Source organism: Streptomyces sp. NPDC041784, from assembly GCF_055591025.1.
In genome coordinates this window covers 386,343-409,703 of sequence record NZ_JBVJAB010000001.1, presented here as the reverse complement: position 1 = coordinate 409,703, position 23,361 = coordinate 386,343, and the positions used below count along the sequence as shown (strand labels likewise).

The following is a 23,361-nucleotide window of genomic DNA, read 5'->3' as shown; positions in this document are numbered from 1 at the left end:
GATCTTGCGGCACATCTACCACTGCCCGCTGCGCTGGGCGGACATGGACGCGTACGGCCACGTCAACAACGTGGTGTTCCTCCGCTACCTGGAGGAAGCCCGTATCGACTTCCTGTTCCGCCCGGAGAAGGACTTCAAGCAGGGGTCCGTGGTGGCGCGCCACGAGATCGACTACAAGCGGCAGCTCGTCCACCGGCACAAGCCGGTCGACATCGAGCTGTGGGTCACGCAGATAAGGGCCGCGTCCTTCACCATCTCCTACGAGGTGAAGGACGGGGACGTCGTGTACGTCCGGGCCTCCACCGTCATCGTGCCGTTCGACTTCGCGACGCAACGGCCGCGCCGGATCACCGCGGAGGAACGCGAGTTCCTCGAGGAGTACCAGGACGACGTGGAGGAGGCCGTCGCCGCATGACGGTGCTCCACCTCGCCGACGAGGGGGAGGCGGCGGATCTCGCGGCCTTCCTCTCCCGGCTGCTCCACTACGACCGTGGAGCCGCGGTCCGGGTGCAGGCGGCCGGCACCGCCCTCGCCGTCTTCGGCCGGCCGCCCTCCTTCGAGGTGCTCGCGGTCCGCGCCGTCCGGCTCGCCAAGCCGTACGAGGACGGGCTCGACGTCACGCTGGACGCGACCGTGTCCGCCGGAGAGCTGCTGGAGAGCGTGGACGAGTCCGCGGCCACGGCAGCCGTCCCGGCGGCGGTCACCGGGCCGCCCTGGGCCGGAGTGCTGCCGCCCCGCGGCGGCTGGCGGGCCGAGCCGGGACTGCCCGCGCCGGACGCGCTGCGGGTGATGGTCGGCGCGGCCGTCGGTGAATTCCGGCGCCGTACCGAGGAGTTGGCGCCCGAGGGCCGTACGAGGGCCGCACTCGACCGGATCGGGCGGGAGATCTGGTCCCGGACCGTCGGGGACACCGGGCTGCCCGTACGGGCCGTCCACGCCGCCCAGTCCCTGGGGTTCCTGCGGGCGGCGACGGCCGCCGAGGAGCTGGCACTGCTCTCGTCGGGCGCGTGGCTGCGGCTGCGCACGCCGTACGGGTCGATCGTCGTACGGCGTACCGGGACGGGCCTCGGGATGCCGGCCCTCAGCGTCCGCTGAGTCCGCCGCGTCCGCTGAGTCTGCTGCGTCCGGCCCGGGGGATCACTCCGGGGTGTTCACCATCGACGCCGCCGCGTACGTCAGGTAGTTCCACAGCGTCGTCTCGTGCTCCTCGGACAGACCCAGCTCGTCGACCGCGTCCCGCATGTGCCTCAGCCAGGCGTCGTGCGCGGCCCGGTCGACCACGAACGGGGCGTGCCGCATCCGCAGGCGCGGGTGGCCGCGGTTGTCGCTGTACGTCGTGGGACCGCCCCAGTACTGCATGAGGAACAGCGCGAGACGCTCCTCGGCCGGGCCCAGGTCCTCCTCCGGGTACATGGGCTTGAGGATCGGGTCCTCGGCGACTCCCTGGTAGAAACGGTGCACCAGCCGGCGGAAGGTCTCCTCCCCGCCGACCTGCTCGTAGAAGGTCTGCTCCTGAAGCGTGCCGCGCCGAATCTCTTTCACCTCCCCATGGTCTCAGACGCGAAGACGGAGGTCTCCAGGCTTAGGACCACCAGTACCGGCACACTGGGCAGGGCGGGGTGCTCGCTTCCCGGGGCCCGGCGCCGCACAGTGGAGACATGAGCGCCCACCATCCCGGCCGCGACGACAAGGGCCTCGCAGATCTCCCGGACTTCGCGGATCTCCCGGACCTCGCGGCTCTCGCCGTCTCGGAGCGTGCGGCGCTGGTGCGCGAGATCGAGGCGAGCGGGGCCTTCGCCCCCGACCCCCGCTGGCGGGAGGCCTTCATGGCCGTCCCGCGCCACCTCTTCGTGCCGTACTACTACGTCGGCGGCGTCGGCGGCCATGAGCGGCGCTGGGGCGAGAGCCCCGACCCGCGCGCGCGGGAACGGTGGCTGCGCGGCGCCTACGAGGACACCCCTCTGGCCACCCGGCTGCGCGACGGCGAACTGCTCTCCTCCAGCAGCCAGCCCTCCCTGATGGCGCTGATGCTGGCCGCGCTGCGCGTCGAGGACGGCGACCGGGTCCTGGAGATCGGCGCCGGCACGGGCTACAACGCGGCGCTGCTGTCGTACCGGCTCGGCGACTCCTGCGTCACCACCGTCGACCTGGACCCGGAGATCACGGAGTCGGCGCGCAGGCACCTCGCCGCCGCCGGGTTCCACCCGGCCGTCGTCACGGGGGACGGGGCGCGCGGGGTGCCGGAGCGGGCGCCGTTCGACCGGATCATCGCGACCTGCACGCTGGCGTCGATCCCGCGCGCGTGGGTCGCCCAGTGCCGCCCCGGAGCGCTGATCCTGGCGCCCATGGCCACCGGACTGATCGCGCTGACGGTACGGGACGCCGGGAACGCCGAGGGCACGTTCCTGCACACCCCCGCCTACTTCGTGCCCCTGCGCGGCGAGAGCCGGCCCGACTCCGAGCCCGCCGCGTGCGGCGGGGTGCCGCGGCGGGCCAGGGAGAGTGACCTGTTCCGCTTCCTGCTGGCGCTCACCCGGGGCACCCTCGACCCCCAGGAGGCGTACGCCCTGTGGGAGCGCGAGGGCAGGCCGGGCCGGGAGCGGTACGGCATCACGGTCGGTGCCGGGGCCGTGTGGGCGTGGCTGGACGAGCCGGAGGGGCCGTACTCCTGGCCCCTGCCGGCCTCCTGACCGGGGTCTGTGTCCCGAGCCCCTGTCCGGGGTCCCCGGATCCCTATCCGCGGCGGACGGTGATCGTCGTCCAGGCGCCCACGTGCACCCGGTCGCCGTCCTGGAGCGGTACCGGGACGAACGGCTGGATCGGTTCCTCACCGCCGTTGACCGTCGTGCCGTTCGTCGAGTTCTGGTCGACGACCGCCCAGGTGCCGTCCGGCTGCTGGACCAGCACCGCGTGCTGGTGCGAGACGCCCGGGTCCTCCGGCGGCACCGACAGGTCGATGTCGGGGGTCTCGCCGGTGGAGTGGCGGCGACGGCCGATGGTGACCTGGTTGCCGGTGAGCGTGCGCTGCTGCTCGGGCGAGTACGCGGGCAGGTTGAGCCCCGCGGCCTCCGGGCCCGAGCGGTGCATCATCGCCATGAAGTACGCGCGGTCGGGACCGATCGTCGCCGTCCAGGTCGCCGGCTGCTGCGGGTACGCCGGGCCGGGCGGCGGCGCCTGCCGGCCGCCGGGCTGCGGGTAGCCGTAGCCACCGCCCTGGGGCGAGCCCGGGCCGCCGGGACCACCGGGGCCGCCGGGGGCCTGGTGGGACGGCGGGGAGAGCACCCAGTCGTCGTCACCGCCGCCGAAGGACGGACCGCCGGACTGCGGCGGCCGACCCGTCTCCTGCGGGAAGCCGGGCGGGGCGGTGGGACCGGAGGGCTGGAACGCCTGCGGGGCGCCCGGACCACCGGGGCCACCAGGGCCACCACCGGGACGGCCGGGGCCGCCGGGGCCCGTCGCGCCCGGACCGGGCGGCGGCGGAACCGGCCGCGAGGGGTCGCCACCGAAGACGCCGGGACCACCGGGGCCGCCAGGCCCACCGGGACCGCCCGGTCCCGAGGGGTCACGTCGGAAGGGGTCGGACGATGGGCCCGACGGCGGCTGTCCGAAGGCGCCGGGGCCGGTGGGCGGGCCGGGAGGAGCGGAGGGGTCGTGACCGAAGGCGTTGGGGCCACCGGAGGTGCCGCCGCGGCCCGACGGGTCGCGCCCGAAGGCACCGGGACCGCCCTGACCGGAGGGCTCACGCCCGAAAGCGCCCGGACTTCCGGGACCACCGGCCGTAGCGCCAGGACCGCCCGGACCCGACGGGTCACGGCCGAACGCCCCCGGACCACCGGGACCACCGGGGCCACCGGGACCGCCGGGACCGCCCGGACCCGACGCCTCGCGTCCGAACGGCGGCGGGCCGCCCGGTCGGGACGACGGGTCGCCGCCGAACGGCGGGCCCGGCGGGATCGGCTCGGCGGGGCGGTTCACCTGGGACGGACGTGAACTCTGGTAGTCGAAGGAGTCGCTGCCGCCGAAGGACGGGGGCGGCGCCTGGAACCGCGGATCGGGGCCCGCGCCCGCACCCGGGCCGCCGGCCGGCGGGCGCGGGGCGGCCGGTGTGTACGAGGTCGCCGTGTTGGTGAGGAAGTTCCACCGGCACTCCTCGCAGAACGGCGCACCGCCCTCACGGGGCGTACGGCACTGCGGGCACAGCTCGGGCTCGCGGTCCGGCACGGAGGAGAGGGGCCGGCCCCCGGGCTGGGTGCCCTGCGGGGGCGGGAAACCGTAGCCGCCGGGCGGCGGGGGCGGAGGTACGGCACCGGCCATGCGGTGACCGCAGACCTCGCACCAGTCGTCGGAACCCGACTGGTGTCCGTTCGGGCAGGTCGGCATGTCGGCGCGTCCCCCTTTCCTTCGGTGTCCCAAATGGGTCGCTCAGGTCACTTCTTTACACGAACAGTCTTTGTGGACCGGGTCTCGAGCGTCATCTCGTCGGCGTCCGCGACCTTCGCCTTCAGTCGCACAGTACCTGTCGGGGCATCGACCACGTCCACCACCTTCGCAAGCAGTTTCGCAGTATCCGCGTTCCCCGAGACGCTCGCGAGCTGAACCGCCCTGCCCAGTTTGGCCGTTGCTCCGTCCATATCGCCCGCTTTGCGGAGATCCAGCCCCTGCTGGATGACCTGTGCCAGTTCGGCCTGTCCCGTGTAGTGCGCGACCTGCGGGTTGATCGAGGTCGAGGCGGCCATGTCGTCGGTCCACACGGCCTTGACCAGGCCCGGGGACCCCAGGGCCTGCACGGTGCCTTCGGGCTGCGGCACGACCAGCGAGACGCGCGCGGCGAGCATCTCCTGGCCGATGTTCGCGGCCGGGACCTCGACGCAGACGTGGTAGTCGCGGGACTCGTCGCCCCAGGAACCCGTGGGGTAGTCGCCCGCGCGCGGGCCCGCCTCCGTGCGGCGGTCGGTCAGCTCCTCGACCGTCGGGGCGACCTGCTTGACGAACTTGATGGTGGTGCCGACCGGGGTCCACAGCCGCAGCGCGACGTCCGCGACCTCCTTGCCCATCGCCGTCTCCATCATCTGCGTGAAGTCGGCGGCGAGGCCGGACGGGTCGGCGACGATGTCGGCGGTGCCGAGCAGCGCGGAGGCGATGCCTGTGACTTCTTTCACTTCCCAGTCGGTGCCCACACCACGGGCGTCACAGGTGAACCGGCCCGCGCTCGCGTCGAGGGCGGCCTTGAGGTCCTGCGGCGACTCGTGCTCGTTGCGGCCGTCGGTGAGCAGGATGCCGTGCCGGATCGCGACATCGGCCGAGGACAGCAGCCGCTCGGCCAGCCGCAGCCAGGTGCCGATCGCCGTGCCGCCGCCCGCGCTCAGCCGGCGCAGGGCCTGCTTGGCCTGCTCGCGCGTGGTGGCGTCGGCGACCGCGAGCCGCCCGCCGCCCGGGTAGACCTCCTTGGCCACGTGCGTGCCGCCGATCACCGCGAAGTGCACACCGTCGCGCAGGGTGTCGACGGCGGCGGCCGTGGCGTCCCGGGCGTTGCGCATCTTGGTCGGCGGGTAGTCCATCGAGCCGGAGCAGTCCACCATGATCGCCACGGCGGCGGACGGGCTCTCGCCCGGCGCGTAGAGGTGCGGCGCGGCGACCGCCGTGCCCACGGTGCCGCCGCCGGTGGCGGTCACCGTGACGATCGCGTTGACCTCGCGGCCGCCCTCCGGCAGGTACTCGTTCTGGTAGACGTCCACCGAGAACTGCGGCACGTTCGACTTCGAGAAATTGGCCATACGTACTCAAATCCCCCTCGTGCGCCTCGTTGAAGCGAGGCGAAGACTGTGGACGGACCGGTCCCCTCCGGTCCGTCGAGGCTTCCCCGTGAGCTGTGTTCAGGTACGGCTTTTGTGCGGCCTCAGGCGGATCCTGCCCCCTGCGGCGGCGCGGGGAACGGCACGACGGCCACTGTTACGTTGTCGTGGCCCCCACCGTCCAGGGCGTGCCCGACGAGCACGCGGGCGCCGTGCAGCGGACGGACTGCGGCGTCGAGAGGGACCACGTCGGCCATCTCGTCGGCCGCCTCAGCGTAGTTCCACAGGCCGTCGGTGCACACCACGACGACACCGGGCCGGTCCGGCTTGAAGGAAGCGGTGTGCGGCTCCAGTTCGTAGGCGTCCGCGCCGAGCCAGCCGGTGATCGCGTGGGCGCGCTCGTCGGCGTACGCCTCGGCCTCGTTCATCAGGCCCGCGGCGACCATCTGGGCGGCCCAGGAGTCGTCCTCGGTGAGCCGGGCCGGGGGTGAACTGCGGTCCGCCGGGACCCAGTAGGCGCGGCTGTCGCCGACCCAGCCGACGACCAGCAGACCGGCGGTGACGACCGCGCCGACGAGGGTGCAGGCCGGGGCGTTCTGGTGCGGGGCGTGCTCGCGGGCGGTGGCCGGCTCGTCGGCCAGCGCGTTGACCGCGTGCGAGGCGGCGACGATCGCCTCGTGCATGGCCGCCTGCGGGTGGGTGCCGTGCGGCAGGGCCGCCAGCAGCGACTCGCTCGCCGCCCTCGACGCGGCCATGGAGGCGTCGTCGGGGCGGGTCGCCGAGGACACGCCGTCGCAGACGATCGCGACGAGCGCGGGCGAGCCGTCGGGCAGCGCGGTGGTGCCGAGGCCGAAGGAGTCCTCGTTGCGGTGATGGCGCAGCCCGCGGTCGCTGACGGCGGCCAGCGGGCCCGACTCCAGCTCCATGTGGTCGCGTTCGCGGGGCTGGGCGTGCCCGCAGTTCTCGCAGTACCCGTCGTCGTCGACCCGCCCGGCGCGGCAGGCCACACACACCTTGGCGGGCTCGGCCACCACGGCGGCCTCGGCGGCCACCCGCGGATCCGGAGCCTGCAACGGATACTCCTCGGGCTCCGCGGGCCGGTCGAACCGGACACCGGTGGCGGGGATGTCGGGGGTGTCGGGGGAGACGACGGGAACACCGGAGTGCGGGGGCACGGGCGCGCCCGAAGGGTGCGGGAGGGCACCGCTCGGGCCCGCCACCGACGGAGCCCCGCCGGACGGCGGCACCGGCTGCGCGGGCGCCGCCGTCGACCAGGCCGCCGTCTCCGCGGGAACCGGTGGCGCCGAGCCGTTCATCGTGAGGGTGGGATGGTCGTCCGGGTGGGGCGGTACGACCGACAGGTCGTATCCGCACGCTCCGCAGAAACGGTCACCCGCATCGAGCGGCTCCGCGCAGCTCGGACACGTCGGCAGCGCTGCCTGCCGGGGGATCTGCGACATCAACTACACCCACGTCCGGGGGCGGTAACGATTGGCACGTTCCACCAGGTCGATCCTCTCCTCACCGCCACTCGCCAGCCGGGCGAGCGTGCGGTACGAGCGCTCCAGGCCGAAGCGGAGCCCCCGCTCGTCCAGTTCGCTGCCGAGCAGCACCCGACGGGCCCCGGGACCCGCGCCCTGGCCACCGGAGAGTATCCAGTCCAGCGCGCACCCGAGCACCTCCGCGGACAACTGCTCGCGGCGCGTCGGGTCGAGACCGTACGCGTCCAGCGCCTCGACCTGCGCGGCGCCGGCGGTGAGGTCCTCCAGGAAGGGTACGTCGGAGGCGACCGCGGTCCGCTGCCGCAGCCGGGCGCGGACCGCCGCCACCCGGGCCGCGGTGTAGTGGATGGAGGACTCCGGCACCGACTCCAGCGTCTTCACCGCCCCCCGCCGGTCCCCGGCCGCCAGCTGCACGCGCGCCAGCCCGAAGGCCGCGCTGACATAGCTCGGGTCGGTCGACCACACAAGCCGGTAGTACTCGGCCGCGTTGTCCAACTGGCCCAGCACCTCGGCGCACAGACCGAGCGCCAGCTTGGGCGCGGGCTCGCCCGGGAAGGCGTCGTAGATCGCGTCGAAGGCGAGCGCGGCACCCTCGTGGTCGCCGGTGGCCAACGAGGCCACGCCCCGGTACCAGACGACCCGCCAGTCGTCGGCCCGCTCGTCCTCCAGCGCCCCCAGGGACAGCTGGGCGGCCTGCTGGTCGCCGTTCTCCAGCAGGGCGCGGACCTGCCGCAGCCGGGTCTCCACGGACGGCGCCGGCGCGGCCGTGAGCGCCGTGATCAGCTCGGCCGGCGCGGAGGCCAGCAGACCGGCGAGGAAGCCGGCGTTGGGGTCGGACGGGTCGACGTGCGGGACCGGCAGCGCGAGGGCGGCGGCCGGCGCGGGCACGGTCCGCACCAGGCCCGCCGTCACGGCGGGCGCGGGAGCCGCCGGGGCCGAACTCCCGTTGGCGCGGCGGGGCGCGACGACCCGCGCCCCGAGCCGTGACACCTCCGCGTCCAGTCTCGGGAACAGCTCCGTGTCCGTGACCTTCACCTCGGGGCCGAACAGCGTCGACAGCGCGGGCCGGGCCCGCCCGCTCTGCAGCGAGACGACCTCCCGCAGCACACCCGTCAGCTGCTCCGCCATCTCCTGCGCGGAGGCGAACCGGCGGGCCGGGTCGGGGTCGGTGGCGCGTACCAGCAGCCGGTAGAAGGACTCGTACCGGCGGAAGACCTCGATGTTGTCCGGGTCGGGCAGCGAGTCGGCGAAGACCGTCGTGTAGCCCTGGAAGTCGAAGGTCAGGACGGCCAGCGTCCGGCCGACCGTGTAGAGGTCGCTCGCCACCGACGGGCCGACGTCGGCCACCTCCGGCGCCTGGTAGCCGACCGTGCCGTAGATGGCCGACTCGTCGTCGTCCATCCTGCGCACCGCGCCCATGTCGATCAGCTTGAGCTGGTCCTCGGTCTGGATCGCGTTGTCGACCTTGAAGTCGCAGTACAGCAGGTTGCGGCTGTGCAGATGACCGAGCGCCTCCAGGGCCTCGATGCCGTACGCGCAGGCCTGCTCCACGGGCAGCGGGTCCCGCTTGCCGTCGGACGTGCGGCGCGCGTTGGCGATCTCCTTGAGGGACTTGCCGCCGACGTACTCCATGACGATGTAGCCGTCGAGCGAGCCGGTCCGCTGGTCGAGGTGCTCGACGAAGTTGTAGATCCGCACGATGTTGGCGTGCTCGATCTCGGCGAGGAAGCGCCGCTCGGAGATCGCGGCGGCCATCGCGTCCTGGTCGCCGGTGTCCAGCAGGCCCTTGAGGACCACCCAGCGGTCGGAGACCGCCCGGTCCACCGCCAGGTAGACCCAGCCCAGGCCGCCGTGCGCCAGGCAGCCCACGACCTCGTACTGCCCGTGCACGACGTCCCCGGCCTTCAGCTTCGGGACGAAGGAGTACGGGTGGCCGCACTTGGTGCAGAAGCCCTCCGTGCGCCCCGGCTGCTTGCCGCGCGAACGGCCCACCGGGGCACCGCAGTCGGAGCGCGAGCAGAACCGCTTGCGCTCGGGCACCTCCGGGTTCTCCAGGACCATCTCGCGGGGGTCGGGCTTCGGCACCTGCGGCACCGAGACCAGGCCGACGCCGAGCCGGGCCCGCCCGGAGGAGCCGGCCGTCGAACCGGAGCTGCGCACCGACACCGAACGGCCCGTCGACTTCCCCGACAGGGAGCGCGAGAGCCGGCCCGACACCGAGCGGCGCGACTTCGACGAATGCGACGACGTACGGGAGCTGCGGGCGCTGCGGGCCGAGCGGGAGCTGCCGCTGCCCGCCGAGCCCTTGCCGCCGCCGGTCATGCCGGTGGCGGGCGAACCGACCAGCCCTCCTCCAGAGGGGGGACCCCCAGCGGAGACGACCGGCGCCAGACCGCAGGTGTCGCAGTACAGCTCGCCGCCGCCCACGTCCTCGTACGATCCCTCGCAGCCCGGTCGCTGACACGACTGTCCTGCCTGACTCATGGCTACCGCTCCCCCCTGTGGTCCTGAGGTCCGCCCTGTTCCGCCGCGCGCGGGGCGGTCAGCAGTTCGGCGGCCGCCCGCTGGTAGCGCAGGACGGCCTGTTCGGCGACGCGTAGATCGCAGGGCGCGCTCCACAGCATGCGACGCGCCGCGTCGTAACGCTCGATGAGGAACGGGTCCTCGGCGAGGCCGTGCCGGGCGACCTTCGCCTTGTACGCGTCGAGCCGGCCGCGCAGCTCCGCGCGGACCGCCAGCGGCGCGGTGACCGCCGTCAACGACTCGCGGGCGCGCAGCAGTTCGTCCTCGGCCTTCTCCTCCAGGGACTCCAGGAGCGGGGACAGCCGGTGCCACTGGGCGTGTCTGCGGTACTCGGCGGCCGTCGCCAGCTGCTCCTGGAGCACGGTCGGCGGACCGCTGACCACCGGCACCTCCGTCGCGGCGATCTTCGCCAGCACCTCGCCGCGCGCGGTGCGCGCCTCGGCGAGCGTACGGTCCGCGCGGCTGAGGATGTCCCGCAGCTTCACCAGCCGCTGCTCCGCGTCCTGACGGACCGTCAGAACAGCGTCGATCTCCCGTCGTACGTCCTCCAGCGCGCGTGCCTCACGGTCGTACACGGTGGTGTCCGGACGGCCGCCGCCCGGCGCCGAGCTGCCCTGCGTGGGCACCCAGTACCCCAGCGGGTCGGACACCACCTGCTCGCGCAGGCGCGTCAGCGTGCGCGTGATGCGCTCCAGGTCGTCACCCGCCGGGTGCTCGCCCGGGCGCACCCCCACCGAGTGCGCCAGCCGGTGGGTGCGCTGGAGTTCCGCGGCCAGTAAATCGATCCGTGCGGGCAGCGCCGACCACACCGCGTCGGCGGCGACGACCATGTCCAGCGACGAGGCGTACAGGTCGTTCATCCGGTCGACGAGGGAGGTGAGCGAGAAGCTCTCGCTGAGCTTGCCGGTGCCGTGCATCGTCGGCGCGCTCGCCAGCGCCGACCCGGCGACCGTCACCGACTCGCCGCGCAGCAGCTCCGTCAGCTCCACCAGATCCTCACGGCTGGACCAGCGGCGCCGCGAACGGATGTCCCGCGCGGAGCGCAGCGCGTCCGTGTACGCGTCGAAGTACGCCCACAGCAGGGTGATCGACGCCTCCGCGCCCGCCCAGCGCTCTCTGGTGACACCGGTCAGTTCGGCGCCTTCGAGGAGTCGGCGGCCCGCGTGGTCCTGGAGGGCGAGGAGCGAGGTCTCGATCGCCTCGTGCTCCGCGCCGAGCCGCGCCAGCGCACGGTCGACCTCGTCCCGGTCCATCACCGGCCCGGGGGGTCCCGTGACGCCCATCGATCACCTCTCGTCGCTGTGTGGTCGTTCGTTCGCTTCCTGCCGGCGCTCCGTCAGCTCTTGCGCAGGTACTGCGCGGGCGTGGGCGGTTGCGACGTCGCCGCGTCGCTTCCCAGTGTCGCCGACAGCCATGTGTCGTACGACGCCTGCCAGCCGCTCGCCCGGTACTCCACCAGGATCCGGTTGACCCGGCGTACCAGGTCGTCGGCGTCCTTGTTCATCGCCACGCCGTAGTACTCGGTCGTGAACGGGTCGCCCTTGAGCTCCACCGTGGGGTCCTGGGCGGCCTGGCTCGCCGCGAGCGCGCCGTCGGTGACGACCCCGTCGACCTCGCCGAGCTGAAGCCGGACCAGACAGTCCAGCTGGTTGGGCACGACGGTGCCGAGGTCCACGCTCTTCGGGATCCGGCCCGCGTCCCGGTCCTCGGTCAGCTGGGCGTTGGCCGTCGAACTGGCCGCCGTGCAGACCTTCTTGCCCGCCAGCGTGTCGTCGTACCCCTTGATCGTCGAGGACTTGGGGGCGAGGAGCTGCTGGCCCGTCTTGAAGTAGGGCGCGGAGAACGAGACATCGGCCAGCCGGGCGCAGGTGATCGTCATCGTGCGGACGACCATGTCGACCCGGCCCTCCTGGATGGCCGGGATGCGCTGGTTGGTCGGGATGGCCTTGAACTGGACCGCGTCCGGGTCGCCGAGGATGTCCTGGGCTATCCGGTGGACCAGGTCGATGTCGAAGCCCTCCAGCTCCGCCGTGGTGTTGTTGGGGTCGCGGTAGCCCCAGCGGTAGCTGTTCTGGTCCACGCCGACGACCAGCTTGCGCTTCTCGCCCTGCCGGGCCTTGATCGCGGCGATCGTCGGGCCGTCCGCGCCGGACGGCGACAGCGTCTGCTTCTCCGGGGCCTCACAGGAGGCGTCGGCCGCCCGGGTGCCCTCGGCGACCCCCGGGCCGCCCAGGCCCGCCGGGCCCTCCCCGTGGGACTGGGTCAGCGGCAGCAGCATCACGAAGGCCAGCGCGAGGGCGCAGATGACCGCCATCGCCCCTACGCCGCCCCAGCCCTTCAGACCGGCCCGCACACGTCGTGCACGCATCGTCACGCCCCCTCTCACCGGTACTCCGACAGCCTGCGGCCGATGCCGAGGACCGCGCCCGCCGCGCCCAGGACGGCGAGGACGGCCGCGCCGATCGACAGCCCGGTCATCGCGTCCAGACCGTCCCCGGCCGCCTGCCGGAACTCGGTCTGCTCGTGGGCGAGCGCGTTCTCCAGGTTCGTCTCGACACTGTCGAAGCACTCGCCCGTCGCGCCCTTGCCGCCGATCACCAGGTCCAGCGCCTGCTCGTAGTTGCCGTTGTCGTCCTGCGCGCGGGCCGCCGTGTGCCGCTTCTTCCACTCGGCCATGTTGCCCTCGGCCGAGGTGACCGGCTGCTCGCCCGCCTTGTCGTCGGCGAGCTTCGCCGCCTGCGCGAGGCCCTTGCCGAGGGTGGCCATGTCGGAGGTGAACTCGTGGTCGTACTTGTCGACCGTCAGCTCCTTGCCGTCGGCCGTCACCTTCGTCGTCTCGGCGCCGCGCGCCACCAGCGTGAGGTTCTCGTTGCCGCGCGCCTTGAGGGAGGCGATCCGGGCGTCGTGCAGCACGTTCAGCGAGCGGACGCCGTGGTCGTAGGAGTCGTTCAGCCCGGCGCGGGCCACGCTGTGGCCGATCACCAGCCAGAGCAGGACGACGGTGGCGGTCGCCGTGGCCGCGACCAGGCCGTGGTTCAGGACCCGGTTCGTACGCCGGTAGTTGCGGTGCTGGGCCCAGGCCAGGCCGGCCAGCGCGAGGACACCCAGCGCGATCGCCGCCCACGGGTAGGGCGTGGCGTCCGCGTAGTCGTCCTCCAGGCGCTGGTTCTCCTTCTTGTAGAGGTCCTCCGCGGCCGGGAGCATCTCGTCCTGCATCTTCTGGTTGGCGTACCGCAGATAGGCGCCGCCGACCGGGAAGCCCTGCCGGTTGTACGTCCGCGCGCGCTCGACCAGGCCCTTGTACTCGGGCAGCAGCTTGTTCAGCTTCGTGATCGCGGCGGCGGAGGGGGAACCGGGGTCGGCGTTGTTGGCCGCGGTGATGAGCTTGGCGGCGGCCTCGTCGATGTCCTCCTCGTAGCGTCGCCGGGACTCCGCGGTCTCCTGGCCCCCCGCCAGGAAGCCGCTGGAGGCCGCGGTGTTGGCGTCCGCGAGGGAACGGTAGATGTCCGCGGCGGCCGTGCTCAGGGGCTGGCTCTTGTGCAGCACGTCGTCGGCGGCGGCCTCGCGGTCGGCCGTCTGCCAGGCGGTGACCGCGCCGAACGCGACCACGAGGAGGGCGAGGAGGGCGCCGATGATGCGGAGGCGGCCTGGTTCCGTGGTCGCGGCGGCGCGCGCCTTGTCCACGCCCTCGGCGAAGGCCGTACGGCGCGGTGGCGCGGGTGCGGGCACCACCGCGGGCGTCGGCGGTGGTGCCGTGCTGGTCGTTGGCGGGTTTGCCACGTCTCTGACCTCCCCCATGGTCATGTCTCGCCGCAAGTATCGCTGGCGGGAGTGACAATGCGAACCCGGTTGGCTGGATCTTGATCAGATCGCAGTGACCCTCCGCTCATGAATACGCGGTGGGCGTGTGTTCGGTTCCTTCCCGAGGGGTGGGGATATGTGCCCCTCGGGCCGGTTCACCTCACGCTTCGAAGAACTCCCGTGTCCTTTCCCGCGCCTCGGGTCCCAGCCGCACGTGGTCCATGCCCAGCAGCGCCGCCCCCAGCACCGGGCGGGCCTTTACCACCCTCGTCTCCGCCTTGGGTGCCTTCTCCGCCAGCAGGTTCCGTACCCCGTCGTCCAGTTGACCGTGACCCGCCGTCAGGACACCGCCGCCGAGCAGGACCGGGGTCTCCTCCTCCAGGAGGTCCAGGCGGGTCAGGGCGACCAGGGCCATCGTGGCCACCTCCTGGGCCAGGCGGTCGACGATCGCGCGGGCCACGCGGTCGCCGGCCGCCGCCGTCGCGAAGAGCACCGGTGTCAGCTCGTGCCGGCGCACGTCGGGGACCCGGCCCAGATGCAGGGCCTCGATCAGCGCGTACATGGTGGCCAGGCCGAAGTGGGCCGGGAGCGCCTCGGACAGGGCGGTCGCCTCGCCGCGGCCGTCCTCCGCGCGTGCCGCGTGCCAGACGGCCTCCTCGGCCAGGCCCCAGCCGCCGCCCCAGTCCCCGGAGAGACGGCCGAGGGCCGGGAAGCGGGCGGTGCGGCCGTCGGGACGCATGCCGACGCAGTTGATGCCGGCACCGCAGACGACGGCCACGCCCCGGGGCTCGGAGACGCCCGCCCGCAGGATCGCGAAGGTGTCGTTGCGGACGTCGACGGAGGCGCCCCACGCGCGCGCGTGCAGGGCCGCCGCCAGCTGTTCCTCCTCGACGGGCAGGTCGGCGTTGGCGAGGCAGGCCGAGACATGGGCGACCGAGCCGACACCGGCGGCGGCGTACGCGCGCGTGACGGTGTCCGCGAGGGCGTCGACCGCCGCTTCGACACCGTCCGCCGGGGGCCGGAAGCCGCCGCCGCGGGCCGTGGCGAGCACCTCCCCGTCCGCCGCCACGACGGCCACGTCGGTCTTGCTGTTGCCCGCGTCGATGGCGAGGACACTTGCCGTCAGGCCCACGCCAGGTGCTCCCTGTTGTGTGCGATCAGCCGGTCGGTCAGCTGCTCGGCGTACGCGTACTGGCCGACCAGGGGGTGGGCGAGCAGGGCGCGGAAGACACGGTCACGGCCGCCGCGCAGCGCCGCCTCCAGCGCCAGGTCCTCGTACGCCGTCACGTTGGCCATCAGGCCCGCGTACAGGGGGTCCACGGAGGCCGTCGGCAGGGGGGAGGGGCCCTTGGGACCGACCGCCGCCTGGACCTCGATCACCGCGTCGTCGGGGAGGAAGGGGAGCGTGCCCTCGTTGCGGGTGTTCACCACCTGGTACGGGCTGCCCGACCCGGTGAGCAGCGCCGCCGCCAGGTCCACGGCCGCCTCCGAGTAGAAGGCCCCGCCGCGCTTCGCCAGCAGCTCCGGCTTCTCGTCCAGGGCCGGATCGCCGTACATCTCCAGCAGCTGCCGTTCCATGGCGGCGACTTCGGCCGCCCGCGACGGCTTGGTACGCAGTTCCCGTACGACCTCGTCGTGGGCGTAGTAGTAGCGCAGGTAGTACGACGGGACCACGCCCAGCCGGTCGAGGACGGGGCGGGGCAGGTGGAGGTCGGCGGCGATGGCGTCGCCGTGGTCGGCCAGCAGGTCCGGCAGGACGTCCTCGCCCTCGGGGCCGTCGAGCCGTACCGCCGTCTCCCAGGTGAGGTGGTTGAGGCCCACGTGGTCGAGGTGGACGTCCGACGGGGAGACGCCTAGCAGCGCGGCGAACTTCCGCTGGAAGCCGATGGCCACGTTGCACAGGCCGACCGCGCGGTGGCCCTCCTCGAGGAGGGCGCGGGTGACGATGCCGACCGGGTTGGTGAAGTCGATGATCCAGGCCCGGGGGTTGGTGCGGCGGACCCGTTCGGCGATGTCCAGGACCACCGGGACCGTGCGCAGCGCCTTGGCCAGACCGCCGGCGCCGGTGGTCTCCTGGCCGACGCAGCCGCACTCCAGGGGCCAGGTCTCGTCCCGCTCGCGGGCGGCCTGGCCGCCGACGCGGAGCTGGAGCAGGACGGCGTCGGCGCCGTCCACCGCCGCGTCCAGGTCGGACGTCGTGACGATCCGGCCGGGGTGGCCCTGCCGGGCGAAGATGCGCCGGGCCAGGCCGCCGACCAGGTCGAGGCGTTCGGCCGCCGGGTCCACCAGGACCAACTCCGTGACGGGGAGGGTGTCCCGCAGCCGTGCGAAGCCGTCGATCAGTTCGGGTGTGTAGGTCGAGCCGCCGCCGACCACGGTGAGTTTCACAGGAGGTTCAACCCTTTACTCCGGTCAGGGTGACGCCCTCGACGAACGCCTTCTGTGCGAAGAAGAACACGAGGATCACCGGGGCCATGACCAGCACGGTGGCGGCCATGGTGAGGTTCCAGTCGGTGTGGTGGGCGCCCTTGAAGGACTCCAGGCCGTAGGACAGGGTCCACGCGGCCGGGTTCTCCGAGGCGTAGATCTGCGGTCCGAAGTAGTCGTTCCAGGCGTAGAAGAACTGGAAGAGCGTGACGGCGGCGATGCCGGGCTTCGCCATCGGCAGGATCACCTTCAGCAGGGTGCGCAGGTCACCGCAGCCGTCCACCTTCGCCGCGTCCACGTACTCGTTCGGGATGGTCGTCAGGAACTGGCGCAGCAGGAAGATCGAGAACGCGTCGCCGAACGCCATCGGGATGATCATCGGCCACAGCGTGCCCGACAGGTCCAGCTGCTTCGCCCAGAACAGGTACATCGGGATGACGACCACCTGCGGAGGCAGCATCATCATCGAGATCACCAGCATGAGCGTCAGATTGCGGCCCCGGAAGCGGAACTTGGCCAGCGCGTACGCCACGGGGATCGAGGAGACGACGGTGAGGACTGTTCCCAGTCCCGCGTAGAGCAGCGTGTTCTTCCACCAGGTGACGAAGCCGGGGGTGTCGAAGACCTTCCGGTAGTTGGCCCATTCCCAGGTGTGCGGGATCAGGTCCCGGCTGAGCGCCTGCGAGTCGCTCATCAGGGACGTCAGGAACACGAACACGAAGGGGAGGGTGAAGAAGAGGGCCGCCGCGACGCCCAGGGAGTGGATCGCGATCCATTCGAGGAGCGCCTTGCGGCGCGCGGTGCGTTCGGCGGGTGAGGCCGGGGTGTTCGTCTCCACCGGCCGCTCCAGCACGGGGGCGATGTCCTGGGCCATGTCAGTCACCTGCCTGGATGAGACCGCCCCGGCGCCGCATCAGAAGCGCGGTGAACGCCATCGACAGGACGAACAGGACCAGGGCGACGACACAGGCGGAGCCGTAGTCGAAGCGCTGGAAGCCGAGGTTGTAGACGAGCTGGGGGAGGGTGAGCGTGGAGTGCTCGGGGTAGCCGGGCTCGAACATGGTGCCCGCGCCCTGGATCACGCCCGAGGCGACCTTCCCGGCGACCAGGGGCTGGGTGTAGTACTGCATCGCCTGGATGACGCCCGTGACGACCGCGAACATGATGATCGGCGAGATGTTGGGAAGGGTGACGAACCGGAACCGCTGCCAGGCCGACGCGCCGTCCAGCTCCGCCGCCTCGTACTGCTCCCTCGGTACGTCGAGCAGCGAGGCCATGAAGACGACCATCAGGTCGCCGACGCCCCACAGGGCCAGCAGGGTCAGGGCCGGCTTGGACCAGGTCGGGTCGTTGAACCAGCCGGGCGCCGGGATGCCGATCGTCTCCAGCATCGAGTTGACCGGGCCCGTACCGGGGTTGAGGAGGAACGCGAAGGCCATGGTGGCCGCCACGGGCGGGGCCAGGTAGGGCAGGTAGAAGAGGGTGCGGAAGACGCCCGTACCCGTCTTGATCTTCGTGATGAGCAGGCCGATCCCGAGTCCGAACAGGACTCGCAGGCTCACCATGATCACGACCAGCCACAGCGTGTTGCGCAGGGCGGGCCAGAAGAAGGGGTAGGACTCGAAGACGTACGTCCAGTTCTTCGTTCCGCTCCAGGTCGGCGGCCTGAAGCCGTCGTAGTGCATGAACGAGAAGTAGACCGTCGAGATCATCGGGTACGCGAAGAAGACCGCGAAGCCGATCAGCCAGGGCGAGAGGAAGGCGAGGGTGCGCAGTGCCTGTTTCCGCTGCTTCGCAGCGAGGCCGGAGCGCGGGCGCCTCGCCCTCGACGTGAGGGCGCTCATCGCTACTTCGCCTGCGCGATGTCCGTGTCGATCTGCGCGGCCGCCTTCGCCAGACCCGCCTTCAGGTCGGTGACCTTGCCGCTCTCGTAGTCGTAGCCGAGCTGCTGGACGGTGGTCAGGTAGACGCCGCCGTTGACCGAGGCCGGGGAGGTGGTCGAGTTCGGGTTCGCGGCGATGTCGAGGAAGGTCTTGAAGCGCGGGTCGTACGTCAGGTCCGGGGACTTCAGCGCGGCCAGCGTCGAGGGCACGTTGTGGATGGCGTTGGAGAAGGCGACCACCGCGTCCGTGTCGGTGGTCATGTACTTCACCAGTTCCCAGGCCGCGTTCTGCTTCTGGCTGGTGGCGGCGATGCCGGCGATGGTGCCGGTGATGTAGCCCTTGCCGTACTGGTCGGCCTGGTCGTCGGGCACGGGCAGCGGGGCGACGCCGATCTCGAAGTCCGGCTCGGCGTCCAGGGCCATGCCCAGGCGCCACTCGCCGTCGAGCTGCATGGCCACCTGGCCGGTGTGGAAGGGGTGCTTGGGGCCCCATTCGTCGCCGAGGCCGGAACGGTACTTCTCCAGCTTCTTGAAGCCGCCGAGGTCGTCGACCAGTTTCTTCTGGAGGGTGAAGGCCGCCGCGACCGCCGGGTCCGTGCCGATCGTGGACTTGCCGTCCTGGTCGAAGTACGTCGGCGAGAACTGGCCCATGTAGTGCTCGGTGGTGGTCTCCCAGCCGTGGTAGTTCGGCATGAAGCCGAGCTGCTTGTAGGTGTCGCCCTGGGCGATCGTCAGCTTCTTGGCGTCGGCCTCGAACTCGGACCAGGTCTTGGGCGGGCTGGTGATGCCGGCCTTCTCGAACGCGGTCTTGTTGTAGTAGAGGCCGTAGGCGTCGCCCAGCAGCGGTACGGCGCAGCGGTTGCCGTCGAACTGGGTGTACTCGTTCATCGCCTTCGGGAACGTGGTGTCCGGGTCGATGTCCGACTTCTCGAAGAAGGGGTTGAGGTCGACCAGGGCGCCGGAGGAGCAGAACTTGCCGACGTTGTTGGTGGTGAAGGAGGAGATCACGTCCGGCGCCTTGCTGCCGCCCGCGCGCAGCGCCTGGTTGATCTTGTCGTCGGTCATGTTGCCGACGACGTTCACGTGGATGTCGGGGTGCGCCTTCTCGAAGCCGACGACCAGCGCCTTGACGGCCTTCACCTCGTTCGGCGCGCTCCACGCGTGCCAGAAGGTGAGGGTCGTCTCCTTGGACGCGTCGTCGTCCGCGCCGGTGGCGGACTGGCCGGTACAGGCGGTGGTGCTCAGGAAGAGGGCGGTGGACGCGGCGAGGGCGAAAGCCGCCTTTCGGACCGCTGCGGGGATGCGTGTGGGCATGACGGAGCCTCCCAGGGACAGGGCGGGGTGAGGTGAGGTGACGTGCGAGAAGGGGAGTTGCGAGGGTTGCTGCGGGGGGTCGCTACGGGGGTGCGTCAGCGCGAGGTGTCGAAGACCTCGTCGCGGGTGGCCGCCAGCGCGCTCTCCAGCGCGCCGCGCAGCACGGGGTGTTCGGTGACGTCGCCCATGACCAGCTTGGGCCGGGACGCGGCCAGTTCCGCCAGTTCGGCCTCGACGAGGGCGCGCAGCACCTCGCCGCCGGCCGTCAGGGAGGCGCCGCTGAGGACGACGAGTTCGGGGTCGAGCACGGAGACGAGCGAGGCGAGACCGGTGGCGAGCCGGGTCGCGTACGTCTCCAGCAGCAGCCGGTTCAGGACGGTGTCCTCGGTGGCGGCCCGTTCGACGAGGGCGGCGGCCGCCTCGGCGTACGGACCGGACGGGACGTCGTTCATGCCCAGTTCCCGGGCCAGTTGGGGGAGGGCCTGGGAGCCGGCCAGCTCCTGGTAGCCACCACTGTTGGCTTTCGTGACCTGCCTGACCAGCGGGACTCCTGGAACCGGCAGGAAACCTACCTCTCCCGCGCCGCCGGTCCAGCCGCGGTGCAGCCGGCCGCCGAGGACGAGCGCGGCGCCGAGACCGCCCTCGTTCCACAGCAGGACGAAGTCCTCGTGTCCGCGGGCCGCGCCGAGCCGTTGTTCGGCGACGGCGACGAGGTTGACGTCGTTCTCGTACTCGACCGGCATCGGCAGGGCTGCGGCGAGGTCGTCGAGCAGCGCGGGCGTGTGCCAGCCGGGGAGGTGGGAGGCGTAGCGGAGCCGGCCGGTGGTGGGGTCGAAGGCGCCGGGGGTGGCGACGACGAGCCGGCGCACGTCGTCCCGGGTGAGGCCGGCGGCCTTCACCGCGCCGTCGAGGGCCTCGGTCACCTGCCGTACGACGGCCCCCGCGGCCTTCCTCGCGGGGGTCGCCACCTCGTACGTGCCCACGGTCCGGCCGGTGATGTCGGCGACGGCGGCGAGGATGCGTTCGGGGGTGACGTCGAGCCCGGCGGCGTACGCGGCGGCCGGGTTGACCTCGTACAGCTGGGCGTTGGGGCCGGGGCGGCCCTCGGTGGTGCCGGTGGCCAGGACCAGGCCCGCCGCCTCCAGCCGGGCCAGCAGCTGGGAGGCGGTCGGCTTGGACAGGCCGGTGAGCTTGCCGATGCGGGTGCGGGACAGGGGTCCGTGCGCCAGGAGGAGGTCGAGGGCGGCGCGGTCGTTCATGGCGCGCAGGACGCGCGGGGTGCCCGGCGTACCGGCGGTTCCTGCCATGGGTCGACACCTGCCTTTCTGAACTGCCCAGCTTTTCAGTGACGCGGGACGCGAGTCCACTTCGGGTTCGCTTCCGCCACTGTTAGGAAAGTTTCCTATCGGCTGGAAGGGAAGGTAAGCCCGGTGCGAAGGGGGAGTCAAGGAGGGAAAACGGATACCGCCCCCGAGGCAACAGAGTCGTTACCTCGGGGGCGGCGGATGGGACGGCGGGTGGGGCGGCTGGGGCTACTTCACCTCGACGTAGTCACCGACGGCCGACTTGGCGGCGGTGGTGGACGTGCCGGCGAAGACGAAGCGGTAGGCGCCGCTCCTGGTCGCCTTCGTGGTGGTGGAGAGGGCGCCGCCGGTGCCGGTGGTGACCGTCTTCACCGTCGTGTAGGCGCTCGCGCCCTTGGCCTTGAACTGGAGGGTCACCTTCTGGCCCGCGTAGCCGGTGTACGTGCCGGACTCCCAGTTGGCGCGGCTCAGCTTGCCCTTGACGGTGAGCGTCTTGCCGGCGCGCGCGGGCTCCGGGGTGGCGTTCACGGTCAGCTTGGCGGCCCGCTGGAGCTTCGCGGTGCCGAGGCCGCCCCAGATCGAGTAGCCGTACTCGACGCTGACCTGGTTGTCGGAGTCGTCGAGGTCCTGGTCGATGTGGCCGTAGAGCCCGGCGACCTTCCAGGTCCCGGCGTCCGCGGCCTCGTAGAGGCTGTCCCACGGGTCGATGACGAGCGTCTCCGCGCACGACTCGGTCACCGTGGTGCTGGTGGTGGCCGTCGTGGTGCAGACCGGCGCGGTCTCCGGCTCGATCAAAACCGTTCGCCTGCTGGCCCGCCCCTACTTCATCGGCGTCCCGGGCGCCGCCGGAGCGGCGGGAGTGATCGGCGTGGCCGCCATGGCCTGCGGAGACGCCGTGTTGGCGTACACGGACGGGGCCGCGACGGCGGCCGTCGGGTCCACGTCCGGGTCCTCCTCCGGAGGAACCGTCGCGCCGCCCACGATGCGGATGTCCGCCGCGTCGAAGGCGCGCTTGACGCGCCAGCGCAGTTCGCGTTCGACCGAGAGGGACTTGCCGGGCATCGTCTTCGCCGAGAGGCGGACGACCATCGAGTCCAGGAGCACGCTGTCCAGGCCCAGGATCTCGATCGGGCTCCACAGCAGCTCGTTCCAGGGCTCTTCCTTGCTCATCTTCTCGGCGACCTCGCTCAGCGTGGCCTTGACCCGGTCCAGGTCCTCGGACGCCTTGACGGTGACGTCGACCCCGGCCGTCGCCCAGCCCTGCGAGAGGTTGCCGATCCGCTTGACCTCGCCGTTGCGGACGTACCAGATCTCACCGTTGTCCCCGCGCAGCTTCGTCACGCGCAGGCCCACCTCGATGACCTCGCCGCTGGCCACGCCCGCGTCGATCTGGTCGCCGACGCCGTACTGGTCCTCCAGGATCATGAACACGCCGGAGAGGAAGTCCGTGACCAGGTTGCGGGCACCGAAACCGATCGCCACGCCCGCGACACCGGCGGACGCCAGCAGCGGGGCGAGGTTGATCTCGAAGGTGGCCAGCACCATCAGGGCCGCGGTGCCCAGGATCAGGAAGCTCGCCACCGACCGCAGCACCGAGCCGATCGCCTGCGAGCGCTGCCGCCGCCGCTCGGCGTTGACCAGCAGACCGCCCAGGGTGGAGCCGTCGACGGACTCCACGGTCCGGTTCATCCGGTCGATGAGCTTGGTGATGGCCCGCAGCACGAACTTTCTCAGCACCGCGGCGATCACCAGGATCAGCAGAACCCGCAGACCGATCGCCAGCCACGTCGACCAGTTCTGCTCGACCCAGCTGGCCGCGTTCGTCGCGCTTTCCTGGGCGTCCTCGAGGGTCGGGACCGTCACGGTCGGCGACCCCGAGGGAGTCGGCGACGGCGACGAACCGGCGGCCAGCAGGACGGCGGACAAGGACACGGCAGGTACCTCCAGGTGCAGCGGTCCACCCCCGGTGCGGTGGTCAAGGTCTTCAAGGTCACGAAAAGGTCACCGGACGGGCAGGGTCACCACACTAACGGGGCATTGTGTGTGCTTAGGCGAGATACGTGAAGGAGAGACGGGCCTCACCCGCGCTTGAACTGGCCACGGTCCTGGGGATGAATCAGGGTGTGGTCGAAAACACTCCCAGCCCGTTACCGGGACATGGTGGCGCGTCCACCAGGCAAGAGGAGAGACTGACCTCAGATCGTCCCGGCGCGAGCCACGCGCCGCCGACGCACAAGGAGGCATCCGTGCCGCATGTCCTGGTCCTCAACGCGTCGTACGAGCCGCTCGGCGTCGTACCGCTCCGCCGCGCGCTCATCCTCGTCCTGGAGAACAAGGCGGTCTCCTTGGAAGAGTCAGGCGCCTTCATGCACAGCGCGACCGTCACAGTCCCCGCACCCAGCGTGGTCCGGCTCAAGCGATTCGTCCGGGTTCCCTATCGGGGGCCCGTTCCTCTTACCCGGCGCGCCCTCTTCGCGCGTGACGGGGGCCGGTGCATGTACTGCGGTGGCGTCGCAACCAGCGTCGACCACGTCATCCCGCGCAGCCGCGGGGGCAAGCACGTGTGGGACAACGTGGTGGCGTCCTGCCGTCGCTGCAATCACGTCAAGGCAGACCGCCACCTCGTCGAGATCGGCTGGCGGCTGCGCCACAAACCCGCTCCGCCCACCGGCCTGGCCTGGCGCATCATCGGAACCGGCCACAGGGACCCGCGCTGGCTGCCGTACTTGCAACCGTACGGCGCGGACGACGCCCTGGCCCGGATCGACGGCATCTCCGCCTGACGATCCGGGCTTCTTCATACCCCGTTCCCTGCC

The 23,361-nt window shown here is 71.9% G+C and carries 20 protein-coding genes; 4 read left to right on the top strand and 16 right to left on the bottom strand.

Annotated elements, in window-relative coordinates:
• The first annotated feature begins 4 nt into the window (after positions 1-4).
• Both ACZ6D7_RS01795 and ACZ6D7_RS01790 read left to right on the top strand, forming a co-directional pair.
• Complete coding sequence (locus tag ACZ6D7_RS01795; protein WP_469482283.1) at positions 5-415, top strand: acyl-CoA thioesterase; 411 nt, start codon at positions 5-7, stop codon at positions 413-415.
• Entirely contained in the window at positions 412-1,095 is a 684-nt protein-coding gene (locus tag ACZ6D7_RS01790; protein ID WP_469482279.1) for a DUF8185 domain-containing protein, read from the top strand. The genes ACZ6D7_RS01795 and ACZ6D7_RS01790 overlap by 4 nt, the downstream gene beginning before the upstream one ends.
• Positions 1,096-1,137: 42 nt before the next feature.
• On the opposite strand, the gene ACZ6D7_RS01785 is transcribed toward ACZ6D7_RS01790, so the two are convergent.
• The gene (locus ACZ6D7_RS01785) at positions 1,138-1,542 is read right to left on the bottom strand and encodes a globin (protein WP_469482277.1); all 405 of its coding nucleotides are present in this window, start codon (positions 1,540-1,542) and stop codon (positions 1,138-1,140) included.
• Between the two features lie 116 nt (positions 1,543-1,658).
• On the opposite strand from ACZ6D7_RS01785, the gene ACZ6D7_RS01780 reads away from it, so the two are divergent.
• On the top strand, positions 1,659-2,690 hold the full coding sequence (locus tag ACZ6D7_RS01780; RefSeq protein WP_469482275.1) for a methyltransferase domain-containing protein: 1,032 nt from the start codon (positions 1,659-1,661) through the stop codon (positions 2,688-2,690).
• 43 nt (positions 2,691-2,733) lie between these two features.
• On the opposite strand, the gene ACZ6D7_RS01775 is transcribed toward ACZ6D7_RS01780, so the two are convergent.
• The 15 genes from ACZ6D7_RS01775 to ACZ6D7_RS01705 form a co-directional block, all read right to left on the bottom strand.
• Complete coding sequence (locus ACZ6D7_RS01775; protein WP_469482273.1) at positions 2,734-4,380, bottom strand: FHA domain-containing protein; 1,647 nt, start codon at positions 4,378-4,380, stop codon at positions 2,734-2,736.
• Between the two features lie 47 nt (positions 4,381-4,427).
• The gene (locus ACZ6D7_RS01770) at positions 4,428-5,774 is read right to left on the bottom strand and encodes a vWA domain-containing protein (RefSeq protein WP_469482271.1); all 1,347 of its coding nucleotides are present in this window, start codon (positions 5,772-5,774) and stop codon (positions 4,428-4,430) included.
• Between the two features lie 122 nt (positions 5,775-5,896).
• Entirely contained in the window at positions 5,897-7,255 is a 1,359-nt protein-coding gene (locus ACZ6D7_RS01765; RefSeq protein ID WP_469482269.1) for a PP2C family serine/threonine-protein phosphatase, read from the bottom strand.
• Positions 7,256-9,778, bottom strand: coding sequence for a serine/threonine-protein kinase (locus ACZ6D7_RS01760; protein ID WP_469482267.1), 2,523 nt, complete (start codon positions 9,776-9,778; stop codon positions 7,256-7,258). It lies immediately after the preceding gene.
• A gap of 2 nt (positions 9,779-9,780) precedes the next feature.
• Positions 9,781-11,100 (bottom strand): hypothetical protein, encoded by a 1,320-nt coding sequence (locus ACZ6D7_RS01755; RefSeq protein ID WP_469482265.1) that lies wholly within the window; start codon positions 11,098-11,100, stop codon positions 9,781-9,783.
• A gap of 53 nt (positions 11,101-11,153) precedes the next feature.
• Positions 11,154-12,185, bottom strand: a complete 1,032-nt coding sequence (locus tag ACZ6D7_RS01750; protein WP_469482263.1) for a glutamate ABC transporter substrate-binding protein — start codon at positions 12,183-12,185, stop codon at positions 11,154-11,156.
• A gap of 14 nt (positions 12,186-12,199) precedes the next feature.
• Positions 12,200-13,615 carry a hypothetical protein gene (locus ACZ6D7_RS01745; protein WP_469482261.1) on the bottom strand — a complete coding sequence of 472 codons (1,416 nt, stop codon included), beginning with the start codon at positions 13,613-13,615 and terminating at the stop codon, positions 12,200-12,202.
• Positions 13,616-13,778: 163 nt separating this feature from the next.
• Entirely contained in the window at positions 13,779-14,750 is a 972-nt protein-coding gene (locus tag ACZ6D7_RS01740; protein WP_469482259.1) for an N-acetylglucosamine kinase, read from the bottom strand.
• The gene (locus ACZ6D7_RS01735; RefSeq protein ID WP_469482257.1) at positions 14,741-16,006 is read right to left on the bottom strand and encodes a 6-phospho-beta-glucosidase; all 1,266 of its coding nucleotides are present in this window, start codon (positions 16,004-16,006) and stop codon (positions 14,741-14,743) included. Before ACZ6D7_RS01735 ends, ACZ6D7_RS01740 begins: the two co-directional genes overlap by 10 nt.
• Before the next feature lie 7 nt (positions 16,007-16,013).
• Complete coding sequence (locus ACZ6D7_RS01730; protein ID WP_469482988.1) at positions 16,014-16,907, bottom strand: carbohydrate ABC transporter permease; 894 nt, start codon at positions 16,905-16,907, stop codon at positions 16,014-16,016.
• Between the two features lie 13 nt (positions 16,908-16,920).
• The gene (locus ACZ6D7_RS01725) at positions 16,921-17,889 is read right to left on the bottom strand and encodes a carbohydrate ABC transporter permease (RefSeq protein WP_469482255.1); all 969 of its coding nucleotides are present in this window, start codon (positions 17,887-17,889) and stop codon (positions 16,921-16,923) included.
• 2 nt (positions 17,890-17,891) lie between these two features.
• Complete coding sequence (locus ACZ6D7_RS01720; RefSeq protein ID WP_469482253.1) at positions 17,892-19,241, bottom strand: ABC transporter substrate-binding protein; 1,350 nt, start codon at positions 19,239-19,241, stop codon at positions 17,892-17,894.
• Between the two features lie 95 nt (positions 19,242-19,336).
• Positions 19,337-20,548 carry an ROK family transcriptional regulator gene (locus ACZ6D7_RS01715; RefSeq protein ID WP_469482251.1) on the bottom strand — a complete coding sequence of 404 codons (1,212 nt, stop codon included), beginning with the start codon at positions 20,546-20,548 and terminating at the stop codon, positions 19,337-19,339.
• A 225-nt stretch (positions 20,549-20,773) separates the two neighbouring features.
• A complete protein-coding gene (locus ACZ6D7_RS01710) occupies positions 20,774-21,340 on the bottom strand; it encodes a hypothetical protein (RefSeq protein ID WP_469482249.1) in 567 nt (188 codons plus the stop codon).
• A 24-nt stretch (positions 21,341-21,364) separates the two neighbouring features.
• Positions 21,365-22,477: a mechanosensitive ion channel family protein gene (locus ACZ6D7_RS01705; protein WP_469482247.1), complete on the bottom strand. Its 1,113-nt coding sequence runs from the start codon at positions 22,475-22,477 to the stop codon at positions 21,365-21,367.
• 314 nt (positions 22,478-22,791) lie between these two features.
• Here ACZ6D7_RS01705 and ACZ6D7_RS01700 point away from each other — a divergent pair, with 314 nt between their 5' ends.
• The gene (locus ACZ6D7_RS01700) at positions 22,792-23,328 is read left to right on the top strand and encodes an HNH endonuclease (protein ID WP_359001736.1); all 537 of its coding nucleotides are present in this window, start codon (positions 22,792-22,794) and stop codon (positions 23,326-23,328) included.
• Positions 23,329-23,361: the final 33 nt, after the last annotated feature.

What these genes read in the sequence shown, in the direction of transcription:
- ACZ6D7_RS01755 (WP_469482265.1), bottom strand. Translation starts at nt 11,100, where the DNA reads ATGGGCGTCACGGGACCCCCCGGGCCGGTGATGGACCGGGACGAGGTC.
- ACZ6D7_RS01745 (WP_469482261.1), bottom strand. Translation starts at nt 13,615, where the DNA reads ATGGGGGAGGTCAGAGACGTGGCAAACCCGCCAACGACCAGCACGGCA.
- ACZ6D7_RS01770 (WP_469482271.1), bottom strand. Translation starts at nt 5,774, where the DNA reads ATGGCCAATTTCTCGAAGTCGAACGTGCCGCAGTTCTCGGTGGACGTC.
- ACZ6D7_RS01750 (WP_469482263.1), bottom strand. Translation starts at nt 12,185, where the DNA reads ATGCGTGCACGACGTGTGCGGGCCGGTCTGAAGGGCTGGGGCGGCGTA.
- ACZ6D7_RS01760 (WP_469482267.1), bottom strand. Translation starts at nt 9,778, where the DNA reads ATGAGTCAGGCAGGACAGTCGTGTCAGCGACCGGGCTGCGAGGGATCG.
- ACZ6D7_RS01780 (WP_469482275.1), top strand. Translation starts at nt 1,659, where the DNA reads ATGAGCGCCCACCATCCCGGCCGCGACGACAAGGGCCTCGCAGATCTC.
- ACZ6D7_RS01725 (WP_469482255.1), bottom strand. Translation starts at nt 17,889, where the DNA reads ATGAGCGCCCTCACGTCGAGGGCGAGGCGCCCGCGCTCCGGCCTCGCT.
- ACZ6D7_RS01775 (WP_469482273.1), bottom strand. Translation starts at nt 4,380, where the DNA reads ATGCCGACCTGCCCGAACGGACACCAGTCGGGTTCCGACGACTGGTGC.
- ACZ6D7_RS01720 (WP_469482253.1), bottom strand. Translation starts at nt 19,241, where the DNA reads ATGCCCACACGCATCCCCGCAGCGGTCCGAAAGGCGGCTTTCGCCCTC.
- ACZ6D7_RS01790 (WP_469482279.1), top strand. Translation starts at nt 412, where the DNA reads ATGACGGTGCTCCACCTCGCCGACGAGGGGGAGGCGGCGGATCTCGCG.
- ACZ6D7_RS01715 (WP_469482251.1), bottom strand. Translation starts at nt 20,548, where the DNA reads ATGGCAGGAACCGCCGGTACGCCGGGCACCCCGCGCGTCCTGCGCGCC.